The following is a 20,199-nucleotide window of genomic DNA, read 5'->3' as shown; positions in this document are numbered from 1 at the left end:
ACCCGTCCCGCCCAGCGGGACGATTGCCCACACGGGGGGTGGGGTGCAGGCGACTGCCCGTCCGCGGCCGGCCACCCCGTCGGCGTGGGGGAGGCGTGGGGCGCGGTACCTTCGGGCACCCGTACAAACACGCCCCGCAGAGTGGAGTCAGACGTGAGCGTCAGCGTCAGGACGTCGACCGACGGAGCCGACCCCTTCGGTACCGCCCGGCTGCGGAGAGGCGTACTCGATGCCTGGGGCGCCGGGCCCGCCCGGTTCCGGGAGGACGCCAACGCCGAGGAGGACCTCGCCCTCGGCGGCTACCGCGACCGCCTCGTCGTCGAGCTCGCCCAGAACGCCGCCGACGCCGCCCACCGCGCCGGCGTCACCGGTCGGCTCCGGCTCACCCTGCACCCCGCCGGGCCCGACGCCCCCGCCCTCCTCGCCGCCGCCAACACCGGCGCCCCGCTCGACGCCACCGGTGTCGAGTCGCTCTCCACCCTCCGCGCCTCCGCCAAGCGCGATCACGACCGCGGAGCCGTGGGCCGCTTCGGCGTCGGCTTCGCCGCCGTCCTCGCCGTCTCCGACGAGCCCGCCGTCCTCGGCCGCCACGGCGGCGTCCGCTGGTCGCTCGCCGAGGCCCGCGAGCTGGCCGCCGGAGCCGCCCGGCACAGCCCCGGCCTCGGAGACGAGCTGCGCCGCCGTGACGGCCACGTACCGCTCCTGCGTCTCCCGCTGCCCGCCGAGGGCACCGCACCCGACGGCTACGACACCGTCGTCGTGCTCCCGCTCCGGGACCCCGCCGCCGTCGACCTCGCCGAGCGGCTCCTCGACTCCGTCGACGACGCCCTGCTGCTCACCCTCCCCGGCCTCGCCGAGATCGTCGTCGAGACCACGGACGGCGTACGGGTCCTCACCCGCGCCGAGCACGACTCGTACGTCCACATCGACGACACCGCCACCCAGGAGACCCGCCGCTGGCGGACCGTCAGCCACGGCGGTCCCCTCGACCCCGTTCTCCTCAAGGGCCGGCCGGTCGAGGAGCGGCTGCGCCCGTTCTGGTCGGTGACCTGGGCCGTACCTGTGGACGGCCAGGGCGCCCCGCAGTTCCCCCGCACCAGCCCCGTCGTCCACGCCCCCACCCCCACCGACGAACCGCTCGGCCTGCCCGCCCTGCTGATCGCCTCCCTCCCGCTGGACACCGCCCGCCGCCACCCGGCGCCCGGGCCGCTCACCGACTACCTCGTCGAGCGGGCGGCCGACGCGTACGCCGAACTCCTCGCCGACTGGGAGCCGGTGACGGTCGCGACGATCGACCTGGTGCCCGGCCCGCTCGGCAAGGGCTCCCTCGACGGGGCGCTGCGCGCGGCGATCCTCCAGCGGCTGCCGCGCGTCTCGTTCCTGGCGCCCGAGGCGCCGTCGGAGGAGGTGCCCGCGCTGCGGCCGGTGGAGGCCGAGGTCGTGGAGGGCGCGGGCCGCGAGACCGTGGCCGTCCTGGCGGAGGTCTTCCCGACCCTCCTGCCCGCCGGGCTCGAACGGCGGGTGGAGCTGCGCACGCTCGGTGTCGGGCGCGTCCCGCTGACCGAGGCGATCGACCGGCTCGCCGGGGTGGACCGGCCGCCGTCGTGGTGGTGGCGGCTGTACGACTCCCTCGCGGGCGTGGACCCGGACCGGCTGTCCGGCCTGCCGGTGCCGCTGGCCACCCCGGCCGACGCCCCCGATGACGCCAGGATCCGTACCACCATCGGCCCCCGGCACGTACTCCTTCCCCAGGATCACACCCCCGCCGACCTGACCCGCCTCGGCCTCAAGGTCGCCCACCCGGACGCCGCCCACCCGATCCTGGAGAAGCTGGGCGCCCTCCCCGCCACGCCCCGCGCGGTCCTGACGACACCTCAGGTCAGGGCGGCGGTCGCCGCCTCCCTCGACGCGGGGGAGATCTGGGACGAGGACGCGGACACCCTGGACGCCGACGAGCTCGCCGAGACGGTGCTCGGGCTCGTCCGGGACGCGGAGCTGGAGCCGGGCGACGAGCCGTGGCTCGGCGCGCTGGCCCTCCCGGACGAGGACGGGGAGCTGGCGCCCGCCGGCGAACTGGTCCTGCCCGGCAGCGCCTTCGCCGCCGTGATGCGCGAGGACGAACTGGCCCTCTGCGACGCCGAACTGGCCGACCGCTGGGGCGAGCAGCCGCTCGCCGCCTGCGGGGTGCTCGCCAACTTCGCCCTGGTCCGGGCCACCGACCTCGTCCTCGACCCGGACGAACTGGAACCCCGCGAGGGGGATTTCGCCGAGTCCGACGACGCCGGGCTGCTCGACGCGGTCGACGTCTGGTGCGAGGACGTCCTCGACCGGCTGCCGGAGGCGCCGGTGCCGCCCGTGGCGACCGAGATCGTCGCCGTACGGGACCTGGATCTGGTCGACGACGACGCGTGGCCGCAGGCGCTCGCCCTCCTCGCGCAGCCGCCCCTGAGGGACGCGCTCACCCAGCCCGTACGGGTCCTGATGCCGGACGGCACGACCGAGACCGTACGGTCGTACACCGCCTGGTGGCTGCGCGACCACCCCGTCCTCGACGGCCGCCGCCCCGCCGGACTGCGGGCCGCCGGTACGGACCCGCTGCTGATCGGCCTGTACGACTCCGCGGACGCGACCGGCTTCGAGGACGAGCAGGTCCTGCGGGCCCTCGGCGTACGGACCTCGGTCTCCGCGCTCCTCGACGAGCCGGGCGGCGCGGCCGAGCTGCTCGGCCGGCTGGCCGACCCGGACCGCGAGGTGTCCGGCGCCCAACTGCACGCCCTGTACACGGCGCTGGCCGACCTCGACCCCGAGCAGGTCACCCTCCCCGACGACCTGCGCGCGGTCGTGGACGGCGAACTCGTGGTGGTCGACGCCTCCGAGGCCCTGGTCGCGGACGCCCCCGACCTCCTCCCGCTCGCGGGCGGGCTCCCGCTGCTGCCGGTCGCCCCGGCGCGGGCGGCGGACCTGGCGGAGCTGTTCCAGGTGCGGCGGCTGAGCGAGTCCGTCGAGGCCGACGTGACCACGGTGGGCGAGGAGCACGACGTCCCGCCCTCGGTCCACGCGCTCCTCGGGCCGGCGACCCCGGACGCGTACATCGAGCACGAGGAACTCCGCGCCGCGGGCGTCGAGCTGGACTGGCGCCAGACCCCGGACGGCGCGATCCACGCCGCGACCCTGGAGGGCGTCGCGGCCGGCCTCGCCTGGGCGGCGGGCCAGTGGCCCCGCCGCTTCGAGGTCGCGGCGCTCCTGGAGGACCCGTCGCGGACGGCGGAACTGGCCCGGGACAGGTGGTTCGACTGACTGGCCCTGCGGGCGCCCGCCCGACGGGGGGAAGTGGGCGGGCACGAGCGGTGCGTTCACAGGGAAAGCGGCCGTTGCGGCCTACATTCCCCATCCATGACGCAGCAGAAGGCCGGCCTTCTGGGCGGCGCACCTCCTGAGCCGGACTCGAACTCACCCGCCTCGAACCCGCCCACCTCCGTCCCTGACACGTCCGCCCGGTCGGCCCTGCGCAGGGCCGACCGGGCCGCCCCCTGGTCCACCCGGACGTCGCTCGCGGCGATCTGGGCGGTCTGGGCCCTGACCCGGATCGCCATGGTGTACCTGCTGGTGCAGGACGACATCGGCGTCAGCAACGTCTCGGCCGAGGTGGAGCACCTCTATCCGCGGTGGTCCGAGCAGCTGACCGACGGCTCGTACCCGGTCGGCGACGTCACCTGGCAGTACCCGCCGGGTGCCGGGCTGCTGTTCCTCTTTCCTTCGCTGCTGCCGTTCCTCGACTACTTCGCGGCGTTCCTCGTGCTCACGCTCGCCGCCGACGCCGTGGTCACGCTGGCGCTGGCCCGCCCGAGCCGCAGGCTCGCCGGCGCCTGGCTGTGGACCGCCGGGCTGCCGCTGCTCCTGAACCTGCCGCACGGGCGGTTCGACATCCAGGTGACGGCCCTCGCCGTCCTCGGGCTGCTCGCCGGGCGCCGTCACCCGCGCATCGGCGGGGCGTTCGCCGCGTTCGGCGCCCTGATCAAGGTGTGGCCGCTGCTCACCCTGCTGGGCACGGAGCACGGGCGGAGCAGCCGAGAGGCGTGGCGGTCCGCCGTCGTGACCGCCGGAGCGCTGCTGGCCGTCCTCGCGCTCGCCTTCCGGCACAGCTTCGGCTTCCTGTCGCAACAGGGCGCCCGGGGCGTGCAGATCGAGTCGCTGGGCGGCACGCTGCTGTCGCTGATGCGGGCGTCGGGGATGCCGATCGGGATCGAGGTGCGCTACGGCGCCCTGGAGTTCGTCGGGGCGCATGTGGCGACCGTGGCGCAGCTGTCGCTGATGACGACGGCCGCCGCCTTCGGCTGGCTGATGTTCTGGCGGGGCCGGGCCTCGCGGTGGACGGAGGCGACACCGTTCGACGCGGCCCTCACCGCGGTCCTGCTGTTCACGGTCACCAGCCGGGTGATCAGCCCGCAGTACATGGTCTGGCTCCTGGGCCTGGCGGCGGTCTGCCTCACCTCACGGTTCACCACGCAGCGCCCGGTGGCCTGGCTGCTGCTGGCCGCGACCGCGGTGACGGCGCTGGCCTTCCCGACGTACTACCTGGACGTCATGGAGGGCTCGCCCCTGGGCAACACGCTGATGGTCCTCCGCAACGGCCTCCTGCTCACGGCGACCCTGCTCTCCTGCCACCGGCTGTGGCAGGAGACGGCCAGGGACTCGGCCTAGATTAAGGACCGCCGTATGGGCGGGGCCGACCAGCCGGATGCCCCGGCCGCGGGAGATCCCAGCGGCCGGGGCATCCGGGCGGAAGCGCGTCAGCGCACGTCGATCGCGTCCGGCGTCAGGGCCGGCTTGGTCGTCGTGAGGATCAGGCTGGGGCCCGCGTTCCAGCGGTACTCGCCGTCGTAGGTCGCCTTGAGCGTGACCGCCGCCTTGCCGGTGGAGTCCGTCACGGCGGAGCCGACCAGCGCGTAGCCGGTGGTGCCGGCCTGGCGGAACTCCAGGTTCACCCGCTGACCGGGAAAGCCGAGCTGACCGCCGGTCAGCCAGTCGGAAGCCGTGAACCGTGCGGTGACGGTGAGCGTGGCGCCCTTGGTGACCGGTTCCGGCGTGGCGTCGGTGGTCAGTCGGGTCGTGCGCACGATCCGCACGGTACGGGCGGTGTGCCTGTCGGCGTAGCTCGTGCCGTCCTGGGACTCGGCCCAGACGGCCACCTTCCACTCACCGGCGAGCGCGTTGTCGGCGAGGTCGCGCGGGGCGATGGCCACGTCTCCCGTGCAGGAGGCGGTCGTGCCGTTCGCCGGGCTGCACACCGTCCACAGGAGCGGAATCACGGCGTCGGGCCGTTCGTACGACCCCTTGTACAGCGTCATTCCTCCCCGGGCGATTCCGGCGGGCGAGGAGGCGGTGAACGCGGCCTTGACGAAGATCGGGTACTGCCCGTACGCCCCGTCGACGACGATCGGGTTGTTGCCGTTGACCGTCACACCGCTGATCGTGACGTCACCCGTCGACTCGTCGGGCAGCCTGACCGAGCCGGGGCCGCCGAAGGCGCGGATCAGGGTCGTCCGGACCGTGGCACCGGAGTCGTCGGTGCCGGTGGCGCGCAGGGAGAGGAAGCGGTCGTCCGCGCCGACGGTGATGTCGCCCTCGGCGGAGGCCGGACGCCAGGTCGCACCGTCGTCGACGGAGTACTCGAGCCCCGTCAGGGACGCCGTCGCCGTCTCCCACCGGGAGGTGACCGTGGTGGCGACCCGGACCGTACCGGCCGGGGCCGTGTTGCGGCTGTCGAGCCCGGGCACGTCGAAGGCCACGTCGAGCAGGGGCAGGAAGTTGTCCTGCCGGGGCACGGACGAGTAGCCACTGGAGGTGAACGTCCACTCACGGACGAGCCTGGTCGACAGCCGGGCGTGCGGGCCGCGCCGGATGGTGGTGTGGGTGAACTCGTACGGGGCGGCGGCCTGCGGAACATCGGCTCCGTACGCCTTGAAACCCTCCTCGTAGGCGCTGTCGACCAGAGTCACTCCCCGGGACGTCAGCCGGTACTTCTGCAGCGCGCCGTAGTCGGCCCCCCGGTTGCCGTCTGCGTCGCTGTAGGAGTAGGGCTCGTACAGGCCGATCCGTGTACTGCGCCGGTCGGAAGCTCCGGCTCCGGGCTGGAGCGGGCCCCGTCCGACCGTCTCGCCGGCGGAGGTGCCGGCCGGCAGCGTGCGGTCGTCGAGGTCGACCTGGTTGTCGCCGTCGTAGAACGAGCGGCCGAACGTCACGTTCGGAGTCACGTACTCCGTGAGGGTGCCGGGCGCGGTCACGGTGGAGGCGGCCTGTGCGGCGACGAACGGCTCGGTGTCGGCCGGCTTGCGCCAGCTGTCCAGCCGTCCCGTCTGTCGGCCGGCCTGTGCGTGGAAGGTCGTCACGGTCTTCGCGAGACTGGCGGTCTTCACCGTCACGATCGGGTTCGCCGGCACCGTGCTCTTGAACTGGTGGACCAGGTCATAGCGGTACGGACTGGGCTTGAGCTGGCTCGAACCGTACTTCGCCAGCACGTCGTGGAGGTGGACGGTGACGCCGCTCATGGTGAACGGGGTGACGAAGATCTTGTCGGCGCCGCCGCCGACCTGACCGACCGTGTCCCCGTTGGGCGTCGTCAGCCACACGGCGGCGCCCGCCCGGCGGGCGCCCGTGTCGTCGGCGACGATGCCCATCGGCTTGGCGGCCGTCTCGTCGAAGACCACGTTGGCCGTGGTGCTGCCGACCGTGAACGACTTCGTGAGGAGGTACGCGGGCCGCGTCTCGGCGTAGTAGTCGTACTGGATGGTGGCGAAGTACGTGCCCGGCGGGACGTTCGCCGTGCCCTTGGCCGCGTACTGCTCGCTCTCGACGGAGTGCCGCGTCCACGTGGAGGTGTTCCACAGGCTGATGAAGGCGCCGCTGCCGCGGTCTCCGGCGACGGAGAAGTTCACCCGCTGGTTCGCCGTCGCCCCGTAGGGCGTCATCCCCGAACCGGACTCGTCCGTCCGCACGGTCGTGGCCGGCAGGGGCTGCTTCCAGCCGATCGGCTGGACCGTCAGCTCGCCGTCGGCCTGGGCGAAGGCGTACGTTCCGGTGGCCGGCCGGCCGTCGGCGCCCGCCACCCGGAAGCCCTTCGTGCCGGGGATGCGTTCCAGCCGCTCACCGGTGGACAGCTTCACCCCCGCGTCCTTGGCCGTGCCCTTCGTGGCACGTACGGGGCCGCCCCCGTTCGCCGCCTGCTCGGCCGCCGAGACCTGGTCCGGCAGGAGTGTCGTACCCGTGGCGGCGAGGACGCCCGCCAAGGCGCCCATGACCGTTCTTCGCAGGATTCTGCGGCTCTTCGTCACGTGCATGTCTACGCGGATCCCCCCACGTCTCTGATGTCACAGCGATCGCTGTGGGCACAGAGTAAGCGCCGTACTCAGGCGGGGAATCGCCGGTCCACCCAGCGCCACGCCACTTCGAGCAGGGCCGCGCCCGCCGCCGCGATCGCCACCGCCGTCCACGGCATCGTCACGCCCACCAGTTTCAGGGCGAAGAAGTCCTGGAGCCAGGGGACCACGAGGACCAGGAGGAAGGCGCCGGCCATCGTCGCCACCAGGGCGATGCGCCACCATGTGTAGGGGCGGGCGACGATGGCCAGGACCCACATGGAGACCAGGAAGAGGGTCAGCGTCGCGGCGCTCGTCTCGGCGTCCAGGGCGCCCGTGCCGCTGTAGTACGAGCGGGCCACGAGGTACGTCGTGAAGGTGGCCGCCGCCGCGACGATGCCGCCCGGGATCGCGTACCGCATCACCCGTTTCACGAAGTTCGGCTTCGCGCGTTCCTTGTTGGGGGCGAGCGCGAGGAAGAAGGCCGGCACGCCGATGGTGAGGGTGGACAGCAGGGTCAGGTGCCGCGGCAGGAACGGGTACTCGACCTGGCTGCACACCACCAGCACGGCCAGCAGCACCGAGTAGACCGTCTTCGTCAGGAAGAGGGTCGCCACCCGGGTGATGTTGCCGATGACCCGGCGGCCCTCGGCGACCACCGACGGGAGGGTCGCGAAGGAGTTGTTCAACAGGACGATCTGGGCCACAGCCCTCGTCGCCTCGGAGCCCGAGCCCATCGAGACGCCGATGTCGGCGTCCTTGAGCGCGAGGACGTCGTTGACACCGTCGCCGGTCATGGCGACCGTGTGGCCGTGGGACTGGAGCGCGCCCACCATGTCCCGTTTCTGCTGCGGGGTGACGCGGCCGAAGACCGCGTTGCGGTCGAGTTCGTCGGCCATCGCGGACTGTTCGGCCGGCAGCAGGCGGGCGTCGACGGTGTTCTCGGCGCCGGGCAGGCCGAGCTTGCCCGCCACCGCGCCGACCGACACCGCGTTGTCGCCGGAGATGACCTTGGCGGCGACGTTCTGGTCGGCGAAGTAGGCGAGGGTCTCGCCCGCGTCGGGGCGCAGCCGCTGCTCCAGGACGACGAGAGCGGTCGGGCGCGCGTCGGAGGCGACCTCCGGGGAGTCGAGCTCACGCGTGGTGCGGGCGAGGAGCAGGACGCGGAGACCCTGCTCGTTGAGGTGGTCGATCTCGGCGAGGGTGGGGTCGTCGGCCTTCAGGAGCACGTCGGGCGCGCCGAGCAGCCAGGAGGACGCGTCCCCGTTGCCCTCGCTGAAGGCGGCGCCGCTGTACTTGCGGGCGGAGGAGAAGGGCAGCGACTCGGTGCAGCGCCAGTCGTCGGAGTCGGGGTAGGCGTCGATGATGGCCTGGAGCGAGGCGTTGGGGCGCGGGTCGGACTCGCCGAGGGCGCCGAGGACCTTCCGTACATACGTCTCGTCGCTGCCGTTCAGGGGCCGCAGTTCGGTGACGTCCATGCCGCCCTCGGTCAGCGTGCCCGTCTTGTCCAGACAGACGACGTCGACGCGCGCCAGGCCCTCGATGGCCGGCAGCTCCTGGACGAGGCACTGTTTGCGGCCGAGGCGGATCACCCCGATCGCGAAGGCGACGGAGGTGAGGAGGACGAGGCCCTCGGGGATCATCGGGACGATGCCGCCGACGGTCCGGGCGATGGAGTCCTTGAAGTTGGTGTCCTTGACGACGAGCTGGCTGATGATGAGGCCGATCGCGGTCGGGACCATCATCCACGTCACGTACTTGAGGATCGTGGAGATGCCGGAGCGCAGCTCGGAGTGGACGAGGGTGAAGCGGGAGGCCTCCTCGGCGAGCTGGGCGGCGTACGCCTCGCGCCCGACCTTGGTGGCGGTGAACGCGCCGCCACCCGCGACGACGAACGAGCCCGACATCATCCGGTCGCCGGGCTTCTTCACGACCGGGTCGGCCTCGCCGGTGAGCAGCGACTCGTCGATCTCCAGGCTCTCGGCCTCCGCCACCTCGCCGTCGACGACGACCTTGTCGCCGGGGCCGAGTTCGATCAGGTCACCGAGGACGATCTCGGAGGTGGAGACCTCGGCGGCGGTCCCGTCGCGGCGGACGGTGGGTTTGGCCTCGCCGATGACGGCGAGCCCGTCGAGGGTCTTCTTGGCGCGGAGCTCCTGGATGATGCCGATGCCGGTGTTGGCGATGATCACGAAGCCGAAGAGGCTGTCCTGGATCGGCGCGACGAAGAGCATGATCACCCAGAGCACGCCGATGATCGCGTTGAAGCGGGTGAAGACGTTGCCGCGGACGATGTCGACGGTGGAGCGGGAGCTGCGGACGGGTACGTCGTTGACCTCGCCGCGCGCGACGCGTTCGGCGACCTCGGCGGAGGTCAGTCCGGCGACCCGGTGGACGACGGGAGCCTCGTCGGCCGCGTTCACGGTGCCGTCGGTGTCGATCTTCGCCCGCTGAGTCATGTTTTCGACGGTACGACCGGAACCGATCGTTCACCCGCCGAGGAGCGTGAACATCAGACCGCGGGAGGATCGAAATCGTCCCGGGGTACTACGGGGGTCAGGAGGTATGGGGCACGAGGGTCAGGAGGTGTGGGGAGCCTGCCGCTCGCCCTCGGGCGCCTCGGCCGCCGCCGCGCGCCTGATCGCCGCGTCGCGCTTCCGTACGTACCAGATGCCGATCAGCCCGAGGCCGGCGCCGGCCAGGCACGTCCACACCCACCAGGTCAGGTCGCGGTCGTCGAACCAGCCGTAGAAGGGGACCTGAACCAGGAACAGGACGAACCAGAGGATCGTGCCGCCGGTGATGGTGGCGACGACGGGCCCCTCCAGGGGCTCGGGTGCCTCGTGCTTGGGGGTCCACTTCGCCATGCGGTCAGTCTAGGCGTCCCGAAATGACATCTACGCGCGGAGATGGACGCTCGCTCGTTCATGTGTTCATACTGAAACGGTTTGCCTCTGGCGGGTTTCCTTCGTATGAACCGCCAACAGCCACCCCCCATGAGGAACCCCATGAGCACCACGGCCACCGCCAAGGCCATGCCCCCCGCGCCCGAGAACGGCTCTCCCGTCTCCGGCGTCGACCGCTTCTTCAAGATCTCCGAGCGCGGCTCCACCGTCGCCCGCGAGGTCCGCGGCGGTTTCGCCACCTTCTTCGCGATGGCCTACATCATCGTGCTGAACCCGATCATCCTCGGCAGCGCCAAGGACATGTACGGGCACCAGCTCGACGGCGGCCAGCTGGTCACCGCGACCGTGCTCACCGCGGCCTTCTCGACGCTCCTCATGGGCGTCATCGGCAACGTACCGATCGCCCTCGCGGCCGGCCTCGGTGTCAACACGGTCGTCGCCCTCCAGCTCGCGCCGCGGATGTCCTGGCCGGACGCGATGGGCATGGTCGTCCTCGCGGGCCTCGTCGTGATGCTGCTCGTCGCCACCGGTCTGCGCGAGCGCGTGATGAACGCGGTCCCGGTCGGTCTGCGCAAGGGCATCGCGATCGGTATCGGTCTCTTCATCATGCTGATCGGCCTCGTCGACTCGGGCTTCGTCTCCCGCATCCCCGACGCCGCGCACACCACCGTCCCGCTCCAGCTCGGCGGCGACGGTCACCTCACCGGCTGGCCGGTCCTGGTCTTCGTCCTCGGCACGCTGCTCACCCTCGCGCTGATCATCCGCAAGGTGCCGGGCGCCATCCTCATCTCCATCGTCGTCATGACGATCGTGGCGATGGTGATCAACGCGGTCGCCACCGTCCCGTCCTGGGGTCTGACCACCCCGACCTGGCCCGGCAACCCGGTGGCCTCGCCCGACTTCGGCCTGGTCGGTGAGGTGAGCCTGTTCGGCGGGTTCGAGAAGGTCGGGATGCTCACCGGCGTCCTCTTCGTCTTCACCGTGCTGCTGTCCTGCTTCTTCGACGCGATGGGCACCATCCTCGGCGTCGGCGACGAGGCGAAGCTGATGGACAAGGACGGCAACTTCCCCGGCATCAACAAGGTCCTGCTGGTGGACGGCCTGGCCGTCGCCTCCGGCGGTGCCACCTCGTCCTCCGCCACCACCTGCTTCGTGGAGTCCACGGCGGGTGTCGGCGAGGGAGCCCGTACCGGCCTCGCCTCGGTGGTCACCGGCGGTCTGTTCTCGGTGGCGCTGTTCCTGACGCCGCTCGCCACGATGGTCCCGTCCCAGGCGGCGACGCCCGCGCTGCTCGCGGTCGGCTTCCTGATCCTGGCCGGCTCGATCAAGGAGATCGACTGGAGCGACTTCACCATCGCGGTGCCGGCGTTCCTGGCGATGGTGATGATGCCGTTCACGTACTCGATCACCAACGGCATCGGCATCGGCTTCATCGCCTTCAGCGTGCTGCGGCTCGCGGCCGGCCGGGGCCGTGAGGTCCCGGTGGCCATGTACATCGTGTCGGCGGTCTTCGTCTTCTACTACGCGATGCCGGCCCTCGGCCTCACGTAGTGGCCGTGCTCGGGGGCTGCGGCAGCCCGTAGAACTTCTCTGTCTCGTCGACGGCCGACTTGAACCGTTCGTCGAAGTCATCGCGGATGAGCGTCCGGACCACATAGTCCTGGACGCTCATTCCGCGTTTGGCGGCATGTCCCTTGAGACGGTCGAGCAGCTCACCGTCGATGCGCAGGCTGAGCACGGTCGATCCCATGTCAGTCAGGGTTGCGGCACGGATGGGCCCGGTGCGTCACTTTCTGGATCCATCTCACTCGTTCGGGTGACAGATTCGAGCACGGGCATTCCGGGTGGTATTTAGCCCAGCTAATGAGTTATGCTAACGACCATGCCTGACCTGTCCCACGGCACCGCAGCCGACGCCGCCGCCGTGAACGCGCTCCGCTCCGCCGTCATGCGACTGAGCCGACGACTCAAGCACCAGCGCGTCGACGAGTCGCTGAGCCCCACCGAGATGTCGGTCCTCGGCACTCTGGCGCTCTGCGGCTCCGCCACCCCCGGCGAGCTGGCCCGCAAGGAGCACGTACAGCCGCCGTCGATGACCCGCATCGTCGCCCTGCTCGAAGCCAAGGGACTGGTCCGTCTCGAGCCGCACCCCGACGACCGCCGCCAGAAGGTGGTCAGCCAGACCGAGCGGGCCGAGGCCATGCTCGAAGAGTCCCGCCGCAAGCGGAACGCCTGGCTGGCCTCCCTCGCGGAGGGCCTGGACGAGGACGACTGGGCCAAGCTGCGCGCGGCGGCCCCCGTCCTGGAGAAGCTCGCCCATCTCTGACCCTGACGCCGAGGAGGCGACGCACTTTGAGTACGGGACCCGGAGCAGACTCCGCACCCGTCCATAAACCCGCTACCCACACCCGCGGCCGGGGGGAAACCTTCTCCTCACTCCGCATACGCAACTACCGGCTGTTCTTCACCGGTGCCATCGTCTCCAACACCGGCACCTGGATGGCCCGCATCACCCAGGACTGGCTGGTCCTGAGCCTCACCGGCTCCGCCGCCGCGGTCGGCATCACGACAGCGCTGCAGTTCCTCCCGATGCTGCTGTTCGGTCTGTACGGCGGCGTCATCGCCGACCGCTACCCGAAACGGCAGATCCTGCTGATCAGCCAGGCCGCCCTCGGCGTCTGCGGCCTCGCGCTCGCCGTCCTCACCCTCTCCGGCCACATCCAGGTCTGGCACGTCTACCTGGTCGCGTTCCTGCTCGGCATGGTCACCGTCGTCGACAACCCGGCACGGCAGTCCTTCGTCTCCGAGATGGTCGGCCCCGAGCAGCTGCGCAACGCCGTCTCCCTGAACTCCGCGAACTTCCAGTCCGCCCGGCTCGTCGGCCCCGCCGTCGCCGGTCTGCTGATCGCCACGATCGGCAGCGGCTGGTCGTTCCTGCTCAACGGCCTGTTCTTCCTCGCCCCGCTCACCGGACTGCTGCTGATGCGCCCGAGCGAGTTCCACCCGGTGGAGCGCGCGCCGCGCGGCAAGGGCCAGCTGCGCGAGGGGCTGCGGTACGTCGCCGGGCGTCCCGAGCTGATCTGGCCGATCGTCCTCGTGGGCTTCGTCGGCACCTTCGGCTTCAACTTCCCGATCTGGCTCACGGCCTTCTCCGAGGAGATCTTCCACGTCGGCGCGGGGACGTACGGCTTCCTGAACACCCTCATGGCGGCCGGCTCGCTCGCCGGCGCGCTCCTCGCGGCACGACGCGGCTCCACGCGGCTGCGGATGCTGGTGGTCGCGGCGGTGGTCTTCGGCGTGCTGGAGATCGCGGCGGCGCTCTCGCCGTCCTTCTGGCTGTTCGCGCTGCTGCTCGTCCCGATCGGCATGGTCGGCCTCACGGTCAACATCAGCGCCAACTCGGCCGTCCAGCTCGCGACGGATCCGGCGATGCGGGGCCGGGTCATGAGCCTCTACATGATGGTCTTCGCGGGTGGTACGCCGATCGGCGCGCCGCTGCTGGGCTGGATCACGGACACGTACGGACCGCGTGTGGGCTTCGCCACGGGCGGCCTGGTCTCGCTCGTGGCGGCGGGCGGGATCGGCCTGGTCCTGGCGCGGGTCGGCGGCCTGAGGATGTCCCTGGGCTGGCACCACGGGCACCCACGGGTCCGGTTCGTGGAACGCGAACGGCTGACGACAGCGGCGTAGCCCCGGGGCTGGGGGGTGTGTCCAGTCCGTACGGAACGCCCCCTCGCGGCCCCAGGGCTGGCCCTCGCGCCCCCGGGCCGCCCCCTCGCGTCCCCCAGGGCCGCCCGCTCGACCCCGCCGCTGCCAGACTCTTCGCATGAGGCTCTTCGCTGCCGTACTGCCTCCCCAGGAGCAGCTGACCGAACTCGCCGGGGTCGTCGACCGCCTGGCCCACCTGCCCGACGCCGAGCGGCTGCGGTGGACCTCGCGGCCCGGCTGGCACTTCACGCTCGCCTTCATGGGCGAGGTCGACGACGGGCTGCTCCCCGACCTCCACGAGCGGCTCGCCCGCGCCGCCCACCGCACCCCGCCGTTCGGCCTGCGGCTGCACGGCGGCGGCCATTTCGGCCGGGCGGTGCTGTGGACGGGGGCCGCCGGGGACCTCGACGAGATGCGCCTGCTCGCCGAGCGCGCCGACGCGGCCGCCCGCCGCGCGGGCGTCCCGATGGACGAGCACCGCCGCTACCAGGCCCACCTCACGGTCGCCCGCTCCCGCGCCGGCCTCGACCTGCGCCCCTTCGTCGACGCGCTCGCCCCGTTCGAGGGGACCCGCTGGCAGGTCCCGGAGCTGGCGCTCGTCCGCAGCAACCTGCCGGCCGGCGGCGTGCCGGGGGAGCAGCCGCGATACGAGACGGTCGCCGCGTGGCCGCTGGGCGGCGCGGGTTAACCTCGTGGGGTGGACCCGAAGACCCGTAACCGGATCATGGCCGGTGTGCTCGTACTGATGTTCGCGATCGTCGCGCTGTCGTCGGTGCTCGGCCAGTAGCCCGCCGAGCACCGACGCAGCTCGTCAGATGGCATCGCTCGCCCAGGTGGCACCGCTCACCAGGCGAAGGCCTCCGGCGACGGCCCCGGGCCGGGGAAGACCTCGTCGAGCCCGGCCAGCAGCTCCTCCGAGAGCTCCAGCTCGACCGCCCGCAGGGCGCTCTCCAGCTGTTCCGCCGTGCGCGGGCCGACGATCGGACCCGTGACGCCGGGGCGGGTGAGCAGCCAGGCCAGGGCCGCCTCGCCGGGTTCGACACCGTGCTTGTCGAGCAGATCCTCGTACGCCTGGATCTTGGCGCGTACGCCGGTGTCGGCGAGGCTGTCGGCGGCCCGGCCGCTCGCCCGCCGGCCGCCCTCGACCTGCTTCTTGATGACACCGCCCAGCAGCCCTCCGTGCAGCGGGGACCAGGGGATGACTCCGAGACCGTATTCCTGCGCGGCCGGGAGCACCTCCATCTCGGCGCGCCGCTCGAACAGGTTGTACAGGCACTGCTCGCTGACGAGGCCGACCATGCCGCGCCGGGCGGCGGCCTCGTTGGCCTGGGCGATCTTGTAGCCGGGGAAGTTCGACGACGCGGCGTAGAGGATCTTGCCCTGCTGGATCAGGACGTCGATCGCCTGCCAGATCTCCTCGAAGGGGGTCGAGCGGTCGATGTGATGGAACTGGTAGACGTCGATGTGGTCGGTGCCGAGCCGCTTGAGGGAGGCGTCGACGGCGCGGCGGATGTTGAGGGCGGAGAGCTTGTCCTCGTTGGGCCAGGTCTCGCTCTCGCGGGACATGGAGCCGTAGACCTTGGTGGCGAGGACGGTCTTCTCGCGGCGGCCGCCGCCCTGGGCGAACCAGCTGCCGATGATCTCCTCGGTGCGGCCCTTGTTCTCACCCCAGCCGTAGACGTTGGCGGTGTCGAAGTAGTTGATGCCCGCGTCGAGTGCGGCGTCCATGATCGCGTGGCTGTCGGCCTCGTCGGTCTGCGGGCCGAAGTTCATCGTGCCGAGGACGAGTCGGCTGACCTTGAGGCCCGTGCGTCCGAGCTGCGTGTACTTCATGGTCCCCAAGCCAACGCCTTGGAGCGCGCTTCAGGCAAGAGGGTTCCGGTGTACGGACGTTGGGGTCGGCCGGGGCGGCCGGGGCGGCCGGGCAGCCCGGTCAGCCGCCGAGCCAGCTGCCGGCGTCGAGGCGGAACGTGGTCTCCGGGGGGACGACCTGGCGGAGTGCGGTCTCCATGTCCCGTACGCGCCCGGCGCCGAGGGTCGCGGACCACTCCGCGTGCAGCTCGTCGAAGATCGCGGCCGAGCGGGTGAGGGCGTCGAGGCCGTGGGGCGTGAGGCGGACGAGCTTGCGGCGGGCGTCGGCGGGGTCGTCGGCGCGCTCGGCGTAGCCGACGGCGAGGAGGCGGTCGACGGTCTTGCCCGCGGCCTGCTTGGAGACGCCGAGGTGGCGGCCGATGTCGCTGGCGGTCGCCCCGCGCGGGCCGCCCGCCGCGATGGCCTGAAGGGCGAAGCCGTGGGCGGGGCGGAGGTCGGGGTGGCCCTGGCGGGCGAGTTCGGCGTGGAGCCGGTCGATGAGGGTGCGGAAGCCGGCGAAGAGGAGCAGCGGCAGCTCGTACCCGGCCGCGGAATCCGCATTCCCCTTGCCGCTATCGACAACCTGGTTTACTTTTCTCGTATCGAACTGGTCAACCATGTTGTCGATTCTACTCCCTGCTCGCGTCTGCCCAGGAGTCGCCTTGTTCACCGATCACACCGTAGAGACCGCCCCGGCCGCCTCCCGCGGCTCCATGGAGCGCGTCGTCTCCGTCTGGGGCCGCCTCCCCCAGGCCGTGGCCCGCATGGCCGAGTCCCCGCACGCGCTGGACGGCTTCCTGAAGCTGAGCGCGATGTTCGAGTCCACGACGCTCGACCCGCACTCCCGCGAGACGGTGATCCTGACGGTCGCCGTACGGAACCAGTGCCATCTCTGCATCCAGCTGCACGAGGCGAAGCTCGCCAGGCTGGGGCCGGCCCCCGAACCCGAACGACTGGAGGGGATAAGGCGGTTCACGCACCGGATCCTCGCCGCTGCCGGAGCCGTGAGCGACGAGGATCTGGAGGAGTTCTTCGCATCGGGCTACACCCGCCGGAACGCCCTGGAGGTCGTCCTCGGCATCGGTGCCTACACGCTGTCGACCCTGGCCAACCGGCTGACCCGCTCTGCGTGAGCGTCACAGCAGGATGAGGGCGACGAGGGCCACGGCCGAGCCGCCGAAGACGATGGCGTGGCGGATGTTCTGCTGGATCCGGACCCAGCCGGGGAAGGCGTTCTCCGCGGCAGTCAGGAAGGCGGGGACGTCGATACGGGCCAGCTCCGGGTCGCCCTTGCGCTCGAAGGCGGTGCGGACCGAGGAGGCGGCGGTCAGGTTGCTGTAGAGGATCAGGCCGTTCATGACGATGACGAGCGACTGGAAGATCCAGGTCAGCGTCTGCCCCCAGTCGCTGCCCGCGAAGTTGAGCGCGGCGACCGCGGTCATGATCACGGCGACCGAGACCGGGGCCCAGGTCTCGTGCCCGCTCGCGTCGAACCTGAGGCCGTTCTCGGCGAGGACTCCGGGCCGGACGCCCTGGCGGGAGAGTTCGGCCTCCGCGGCCGTCGTGGCGGCCGGGCCGAAGCGGTGGCGGACGATCGGGATGCTGACGAAGGCGAGGGCGATGAGCAGCTGCATGACGGCGGCGAGGTCGGCGTTCATCGGGGTGTCTCCTGGGATTCGGTGTCGTCGTTCCTGACGAGGAAGACGATGCCGAGCCGCGCTGACAGCCCGCGGGCTGTCGCCTGACAGCCTCGAGCGGGGGCCTGTCAGGTCGCCTGGCGCCCTGTCAGCGGCCGCCGTACGGACCCGCGTACGCGGTGCCGAGCCCCCACGCCTGGTGCATCGCCGAGGCGAAGGAGGCCGCCAGTTTGTGCTCGCCGGACGGGCCTGGGTGCGTGCCGTCGTACGTGTCCGTGGGGAGGTCGTACGGCTCCGGTGGCGTCGCGAGCAGCAGCGGCGACGCGGCCGTGTCCAGGTCGGCGACGGCCTTGGCGAGCAGCTCGTTGAAGCGCTCGCACTCGGCGGCGAAGGGCGGGTCGTACGTGGCCCGGACGTTCGGGATGACCGGCATGACGACGGCCCTGACGCGCGGGTTCGCCGCGCGGGCGGCGGCGACGAAGGCGCGCGTGTTCTCCACGGTCTGCGCGCTGTTGGTGTAGAAGCCGAGGTCTATCAGGCCAAGGGAGACCAGCAGGACGTCGGCCCCGGTCGCGGTCACCGCCTCGCCGATCAGCGGCGCCATGTGCAGCCACCCCTCGCCCCAGCCGGCCAGATGGCGGCGGGCGGGGGCGGGGAAGGCCGGGTCGGCGTAGGCGTGCGAGACGGGCGCGTCGGCGACGGAGTCGTACAGCTCGGTGCGCGGCCCGACGATCTCGTACCGGCCGGGCAGCGCGGCTTCGAGGTGCTGCCACATCCGGTAGCGCCAGGTGTGGTCGCCGGCCTGTCCGATGGTGCAGCTGTCGCCGACGAACATGAAACGCATGGTCACATCATCGCGGAGGCCGGCCACCCCCTGCGACGTGATCCCGGCCACCCGGTGTCGTCCGCGGACCAGGGGCCGTGCGCCGCCCACCACCACCTCAGGCGGCGGCCGGGTCCGGACCCGTGGCACGCTGGAGGGCATGCGATCACTCCTGGGTGCTGTCGGTGCCGCCGCGCTGGTCCTGACCGTGGCGGCCGCCCCCGCCGCGGCCGCCGATGCGGACCAGGACTTCACGATCAAGGATCCCCGGATCACCGAGTCCAGCGGTCTGGCCGCCAGCCGCGCCCACCCGGGCGTCTACTGGACGCACAACGACCAGGACGCGCCGCTGATCTACGGCATCGACTCCCGTACCGGCGAGACGGTCGCGACCCTCACCATGAAGGGCGTGGGCACGCCCCGCGACATGGAGGCGATCTCCGTCGGCCCGGACGGCGACATCTACGTCGGCGACATCGGCGACAACAGGGACGGCACCTGGGACCACGTCTGGATCTACCGCTTCCCCGAGCCGAAGCAGCTGAGGAACCAGACGGTCACGGCGAAGCAGTACGACGTGAAGTACGCCGACGGGCCGCGCAACGCCGAGGCCCTGATGGTGCATCCGGAGACCGGCCGGGTCTACATCGCGAGCAAGAACGAGAACACCGGCGGACTGTACGCGGGCCCGGAGCGGCTCTCGACCTCCGGTACGAACGTCTTCCGCCGCGTCGACGACGTGCCGTGGGTGACCGACGGCGCGTTCTCGCCCGACGGTGAACGGCTCCTGCTGCGCGGCTACTTCAGCGCGAAGGAGTACGTGTGGAAGGACGGCCGCCTCGGTGACGAGGGGACCGGCGCCGGCGCCCCGTTCCAGGGGCAGGCGGAGTCGGTGACGTACACGAGGGACGGCTCGGCGCTGATGTTCGGCTCCGAGGGCGCGAACAGCAAGGTCGTCCGCGTGGACCGCGACCCGGACACGCGCCCCTCGGCGGAGCCCCCCGGCGGATCGCCGAAGAACCCGGGCCCGGGTCCGGACTCGTCCGCCACCGCCGAGGACCGCGGCAACTTCACCGTCGGCGTGATCGTGCTCGGCGTCGCGACCGCCCTGGTCATCGGCGCGAAGCGTCTCCTGCGGCGCGGCTGACGAGCGCCTCGAAGCCGTCGAGGAGCCGTTCGAGCCCGAAGGCGAAGTGGTCGATGTCGCGGGAGAAGGTGTCCTCGGCGAGGGCCGCCATGTGCGGGTAGTCGCCGGAGGCCATCGCCCGCTCCAGGTAGGGCTGTTGGCCCGTCCAGAACTCCTCGTCGCCGACGCCCGTCTCCTTCGCGGCCTCGGAGGCCTGGATCTCCATGCGGGCGACGCCGGTGACGTAGTTCTGCACGGTGATGATCACCCCGATCGTCTCGGGGTCGCTCAGCCCCATCCCGTGCGGCCCCTTCAGTCCTGAGAGGCAGAGTTCGAGCCCTCGCAGCGCGCTCGGGCCGAGGACCGAGCGGGCCTGGTTGACCCGGAGCAGCCAGGGGTGGGACTGGTACAGCTCGCGGTAGGAGCGCGCGAGCTGTACGACGGTCTCGCGCCAGTGCGTGGGGATCGGCGGGTCGTCCTCGAAGGACTCGCCCTGGACGCGGTCGAGCATCAGGTCGAGCAGCTCGGTCTTGCCGGGGACGTACCGGTACAGCGACATCGTCCCGACCCCGAGCTCGGCCGAGACGCGCCGCATCGACACCGCGTCCAGCCCCTCCGCGTCGGCGACCGCGACCGCGGCCGTGACGATCCGGTCGAGGGTGAGGCCCGGCCTGGGGCCGCGGCTGGGGCGCTCACCCGTGCCCCACAGGAGTTCCAGGCTGCTCGTCGTCGCGTCCTTCATGGCCTCACCCTAAAACTGAGTACACCGTACTCGTAATCGGGTACGGTGTAC

At 71.7% G+C, this 20,199-nt stretch carries 17 protein-coding genes; 8 read left to right on the top strand and 9 right to left on the bottom strand.

Translation table 11 applies throughout. The features are described from left to right. Positions 1-141: 141 nt before the first annotated feature. Both ACFY8U_RS33915 and ACFY8U_RS33910 read left to right on the top strand, forming a co-directional pair. Complete coding sequence (locus ACFY8U_RS33915) at positions 142-3,297, top strand: sacsin N-terminal ATP-binding-like domain-containing protein (RefSeq protein ID WP_389576011.1); 3,156 nt, start codon at positions 142-144, stop codon at positions 3,295-3,297. A gap of 96 nt (positions 3,298-3,393) precedes the next feature. Continuing rightward, the gene (locus tag ACFY8U_RS33910; RefSeq protein ID WP_389576010.1) at positions 3,394-4,701 is read left to right on the top strand and encodes a glycosyltransferase 87 family protein; all 1,308 of its coding nucleotides are present in this window, start codon (positions 3,394-3,396) and stop codon (positions 4,699-4,701) included. An 89-nt stretch (positions 4,702-4,790) separates the two neighbouring features. Here ACFY8U_RS33910 and ACFY8U_RS33905 read toward each other — a convergent pair whose 3' ends face one another. From ACFY8U_RS33905 to ACFY8U_RS33895, 3 genes are all read right to left on the bottom strand, one after another. Beyond that, positions 4,791-7,337 (bottom strand): hypothetical protein, encoded by a 2,547-nt coding sequence (locus ACFY8U_RS33905; RefSeq protein WP_389576009.1) that lies wholly within the window; start codon positions 7,335-7,337, stop codon positions 4,791-4,793. A 68-nt stretch (positions 7,338-7,405) separates the two neighbouring features. Beyond that, positions 7,406-9,814, bottom strand: coding sequence for an HAD-IC family P-type ATPase (locus ACFY8U_RS33900; RefSeq protein WP_389576008.1), 2,409 nt, complete (start codon positions 9,812-9,814; stop codon positions 7,406-7,408). Between the two features lie 120 nt (positions 9,815-9,934). After that, entirely contained in the window at positions 9,935-10,222 is a 288-nt protein-coding gene (locus ACFY8U_RS33895; protein ID WP_389576007.1) for a DUF2530 domain-containing protein, read from the bottom strand. A gap of 168 nt (positions 10,223-10,390) precedes the next feature. Between ACFY8U_RS33895 and ACFY8U_RS33890 the strand changes: the two genes are divergently transcribed. After that, positions 10,391-11,812, top strand: a complete 1,422-nt coding sequence (locus ACFY8U_RS33890) for an NCS2 family permease (RefSeq protein ID WP_389576141.1) — start codon at positions 10,391-10,393, stop codon at positions 11,810-11,812. Here ACFY8U_RS33890 and ACFY8U_RS33885 read toward each other — a convergent pair. After that, positions 11,805-12,011, bottom strand: a complete 207-nt coding sequence (locus ACFY8U_RS33885; protein ID WP_361598762.1) for a ribbon-helix-helix protein, CopG family — start codon at positions 12,009-12,011, stop codon at positions 11,805-11,807. The two genes, ACFY8U_RS33890 and ACFY8U_RS33885, sit on opposite strands and share 8 nt — an antisense overlap. Positions 12,012-12,143: 132 nt before the next feature. On the opposite strand from ACFY8U_RS33885, the gene ACFY8U_RS33880 reads away from it, so the two are divergent. The 3 genes from ACFY8U_RS33880 (at position 12,144) to thpR (ending at position 14,657) form a co-directional block, all read left to right on the top strand. Next, positions 12,144-12,587, top strand: a complete 444-nt coding sequence (locus tag ACFY8U_RS33880; RefSeq protein WP_389576006.1) for a MarR family winged helix-turn-helix transcriptional regulator — start codon at positions 12,144-12,146, stop codon at positions 12,585-12,587. A gap of 26 nt (positions 12,588-12,613) precedes the next feature. After that, on the top strand, positions 12,614-13,951 hold the full coding sequence (locus ACFY8U_RS33875) for an MFS transporter (protein WP_389576005.1): 1,338 nt from the start codon (positions 12,614-12,616) through the stop codon (positions 13,949-13,951). A gap of 136 nt (positions 13,952-14,087) precedes the next feature. Then, on the top strand, positions 14,088-14,657 hold the full coding sequence (gene thpR, locus ACFY8U_RS33870) for an RNA 2',3'-cyclic phosphodiesterase (RefSeq protein ID WP_389576004.1): 570 nt from the start codon (positions 14,088-14,090) through the stop codon (positions 14,655-14,657). A gap of 155 nt (positions 14,658-14,812) precedes the next feature. On the opposite strand, the gene ACFY8U_RS33865 is transcribed toward thpR, so the two are convergent. Then, entirely contained in the window at positions 14,813-15,802 is a 990-nt protein-coding gene (locus ACFY8U_RS33865; RefSeq protein WP_361598753.1) for an aldo/keto reductase, read from the bottom strand. A gap of 100 nt (positions 15,803-15,902) precedes the next feature. Then, on the bottom strand, positions 15,903-16,439 hold the full coding sequence (locus ACFY8U_RS33860) for a MarR family winged helix-turn-helix transcriptional regulator (RefSeq protein ID WP_389576003.1): 537 nt from the start codon (positions 16,437-16,439) through the stop codon (positions 15,903-15,905). Positions 16,440-16,482: 43 nt separating this feature from the next. On the opposite strand from ACFY8U_RS33860, the gene ACFY8U_RS33855 reads away from it, so the two are divergent. Beyond that, on the top strand, positions 16,483-16,953 hold the full coding sequence (locus ACFY8U_RS33855) for a carboxymuconolactone decarboxylase family protein (protein WP_389576002.1): 471 nt from the start codon (positions 16,483-16,485) through the stop codon (positions 16,951-16,953). 3 nt (positions 16,954-16,956) lie between these two features. On the opposite strand, the gene ACFY8U_RS33850 is transcribed toward ACFY8U_RS33855, so the two are convergent. Then, complete coding sequence (locus ACFY8U_RS33850) at positions 16,957-17,478, bottom strand: hypothetical protein (RefSeq protein ID WP_389576001.1); 522 nt, start codon at positions 17,476-17,478, stop codon at positions 16,957-16,959. 127 nt (positions 17,479-17,605) lie between these two features. Beyond that, positions 17,606-18,301, bottom strand: coding sequence for a GDSL-type esterase/lipase family protein (locus tag ACFY8U_RS33845; protein ID WP_389576000.1), 696 nt, complete (start codon positions 18,299-18,301; stop codon positions 17,606-17,608). A gap of 139 nt (positions 18,302-18,440) precedes the next feature. Here ACFY8U_RS33845 and ACFY8U_RS33840 point away from each other — a divergent pair, with 139 nt between their 5' ends. Next, complete coding sequence (locus ACFY8U_RS33840; protein ID WP_389575999.1) at positions 18,441-19,427, top strand: WD40 repeat domain-containing protein; 987 nt, start codon at positions 18,441-18,443, stop codon at positions 19,425-19,427. Here the strand turns inward: ACFY8U_RS33840 and ACFY8U_RS33835 are convergent. Beyond that, positions 19,393-20,148 (bottom strand): TetR/AcrR family transcriptional regulator, encoded by a 756-nt coding sequence (locus ACFY8U_RS33835; RefSeq protein WP_389575998.1) that lies wholly within the window; start codon positions 20,146-20,148, stop codon positions 19,393-19,395. The two genes, ACFY8U_RS33840 and ACFY8U_RS33835, sit on opposite strands and share 35 nt — an antisense overlap. Between the last annotated feature and the right edge of the window lie 51 nt (positions 20,149-20,199).

The organism is Streptomyces sp. NPDC012508, from assembly GCF_042902595.1.
In the GTDB taxonomy this organism is placed as follows: domain Bacteria; phylum Actinomycetota; class Actinomycetes; order Streptomycetales; family Streptomycetaceae; genus Streptomyces.
This window is presented reverse-complemented; position numbering and strand designations above follow the sequence as displayed.

Excerpts from the sequence above, each read along its gene's own strand:
- ACFY8U_RS33910 (WP_389576010.1), top strand. The coding sequence starts at position 3,394 with ATGACGCAGCAGAAGGCCGGCCTTCTGGGCGGCGCACCTCCTGAGCCG.
- ACFY8U_RS33905 (WP_389576009.1), bottom strand. The coding sequence starts at position 7,337 with ATGCACGTGACGAAGAGCCGCAGAATCCTGCGAAGAACGGTCATGGGC.
- ACFY8U_RS33900 (WP_389576008.1), bottom strand. The coding sequence starts at position 9,814 with ATGACTCAGCGGGCGAAGATCGACACCGACGGCACCGTGAACGCGGCC.
- ACFY8U_RS33895 (WP_389576007.1), bottom strand. The coding sequence starts at position 10,222 with ATGGCGAAGTGGACCCCCAAGCACGAGGCACCCGAGCCCCTGGAGGGG.
- ACFY8U_RS33890 (WP_389576141.1), top strand. The coding sequence starts at position 10,391 with ATGCCCCCCGCGCCCGAGAACGGCTCTCCCGTCTCCGGCGTCGACCGC.
- ACFY8U_RS33885 (WP_361598762.1), bottom strand. The coding sequence starts at position 12,011 with ATGGGATCGACCGTGCTCAGCCTGCGCATCGACGGTGAGCTGCTCGAC.
- ACFY8U_RS33880 (WP_389576006.1), top strand. The coding sequence starts at position 12,144 with ATGCCTGACCTGTCCCACGGCACCGCAGCCGACGCCGCCGCCGTGAAC.
- thpR (WP_389576004.1), top strand. The coding sequence starts at position 14,088 with ATGAGGCTCTTCGCTGCCGTACTGCCTCCCCAGGAGCAGCTGACCGAA.
- ACFY8U_RS33865 (WP_361598753.1), bottom strand. The coding sequence starts at position 15,802 with ATGAAGTACACGCAGCTCGGACGCACGGGCCTCAAGGTCAGCCGACTC.
- ACFY8U_RS33860 (WP_389576003.1), bottom strand. The coding sequence starts at position 16,439 with ATGGTTGACCAGTTCGATACGAGAAAAGTAAACCAGGTTGTCGATAGC.
- ACFY8U_RS33850 (WP_389576001.1), bottom strand. The coding sequence starts at position 17,478 with ATGAACGCCGACCTCGCCGCCGTCATGCAGCTGCTCATCGCCCTCGCC.
- ACFY8U_RS33845 (WP_389576000.1), bottom strand. The coding sequence starts at position 18,301 with ATGCGTTTCATGTTCGTCGGCGACAGCTGCACCATCGGACAGGCCGGC.
- ACFY8U_RS33840 (WP_389575999.1), top strand. The coding sequence starts at position 18,441 with ATGCGATCACTCCTGGGTGCTGTCGGTGCCGCCGCGCTGGTCCTGACC.
- ACFY8U_RS33835 (WP_389575998.1), bottom strand. The coding sequence starts at position 20,148 with ATGAAGGACGCGACGACGAGCAGCCTGGAACTCCTGTGGGGCACGGGT.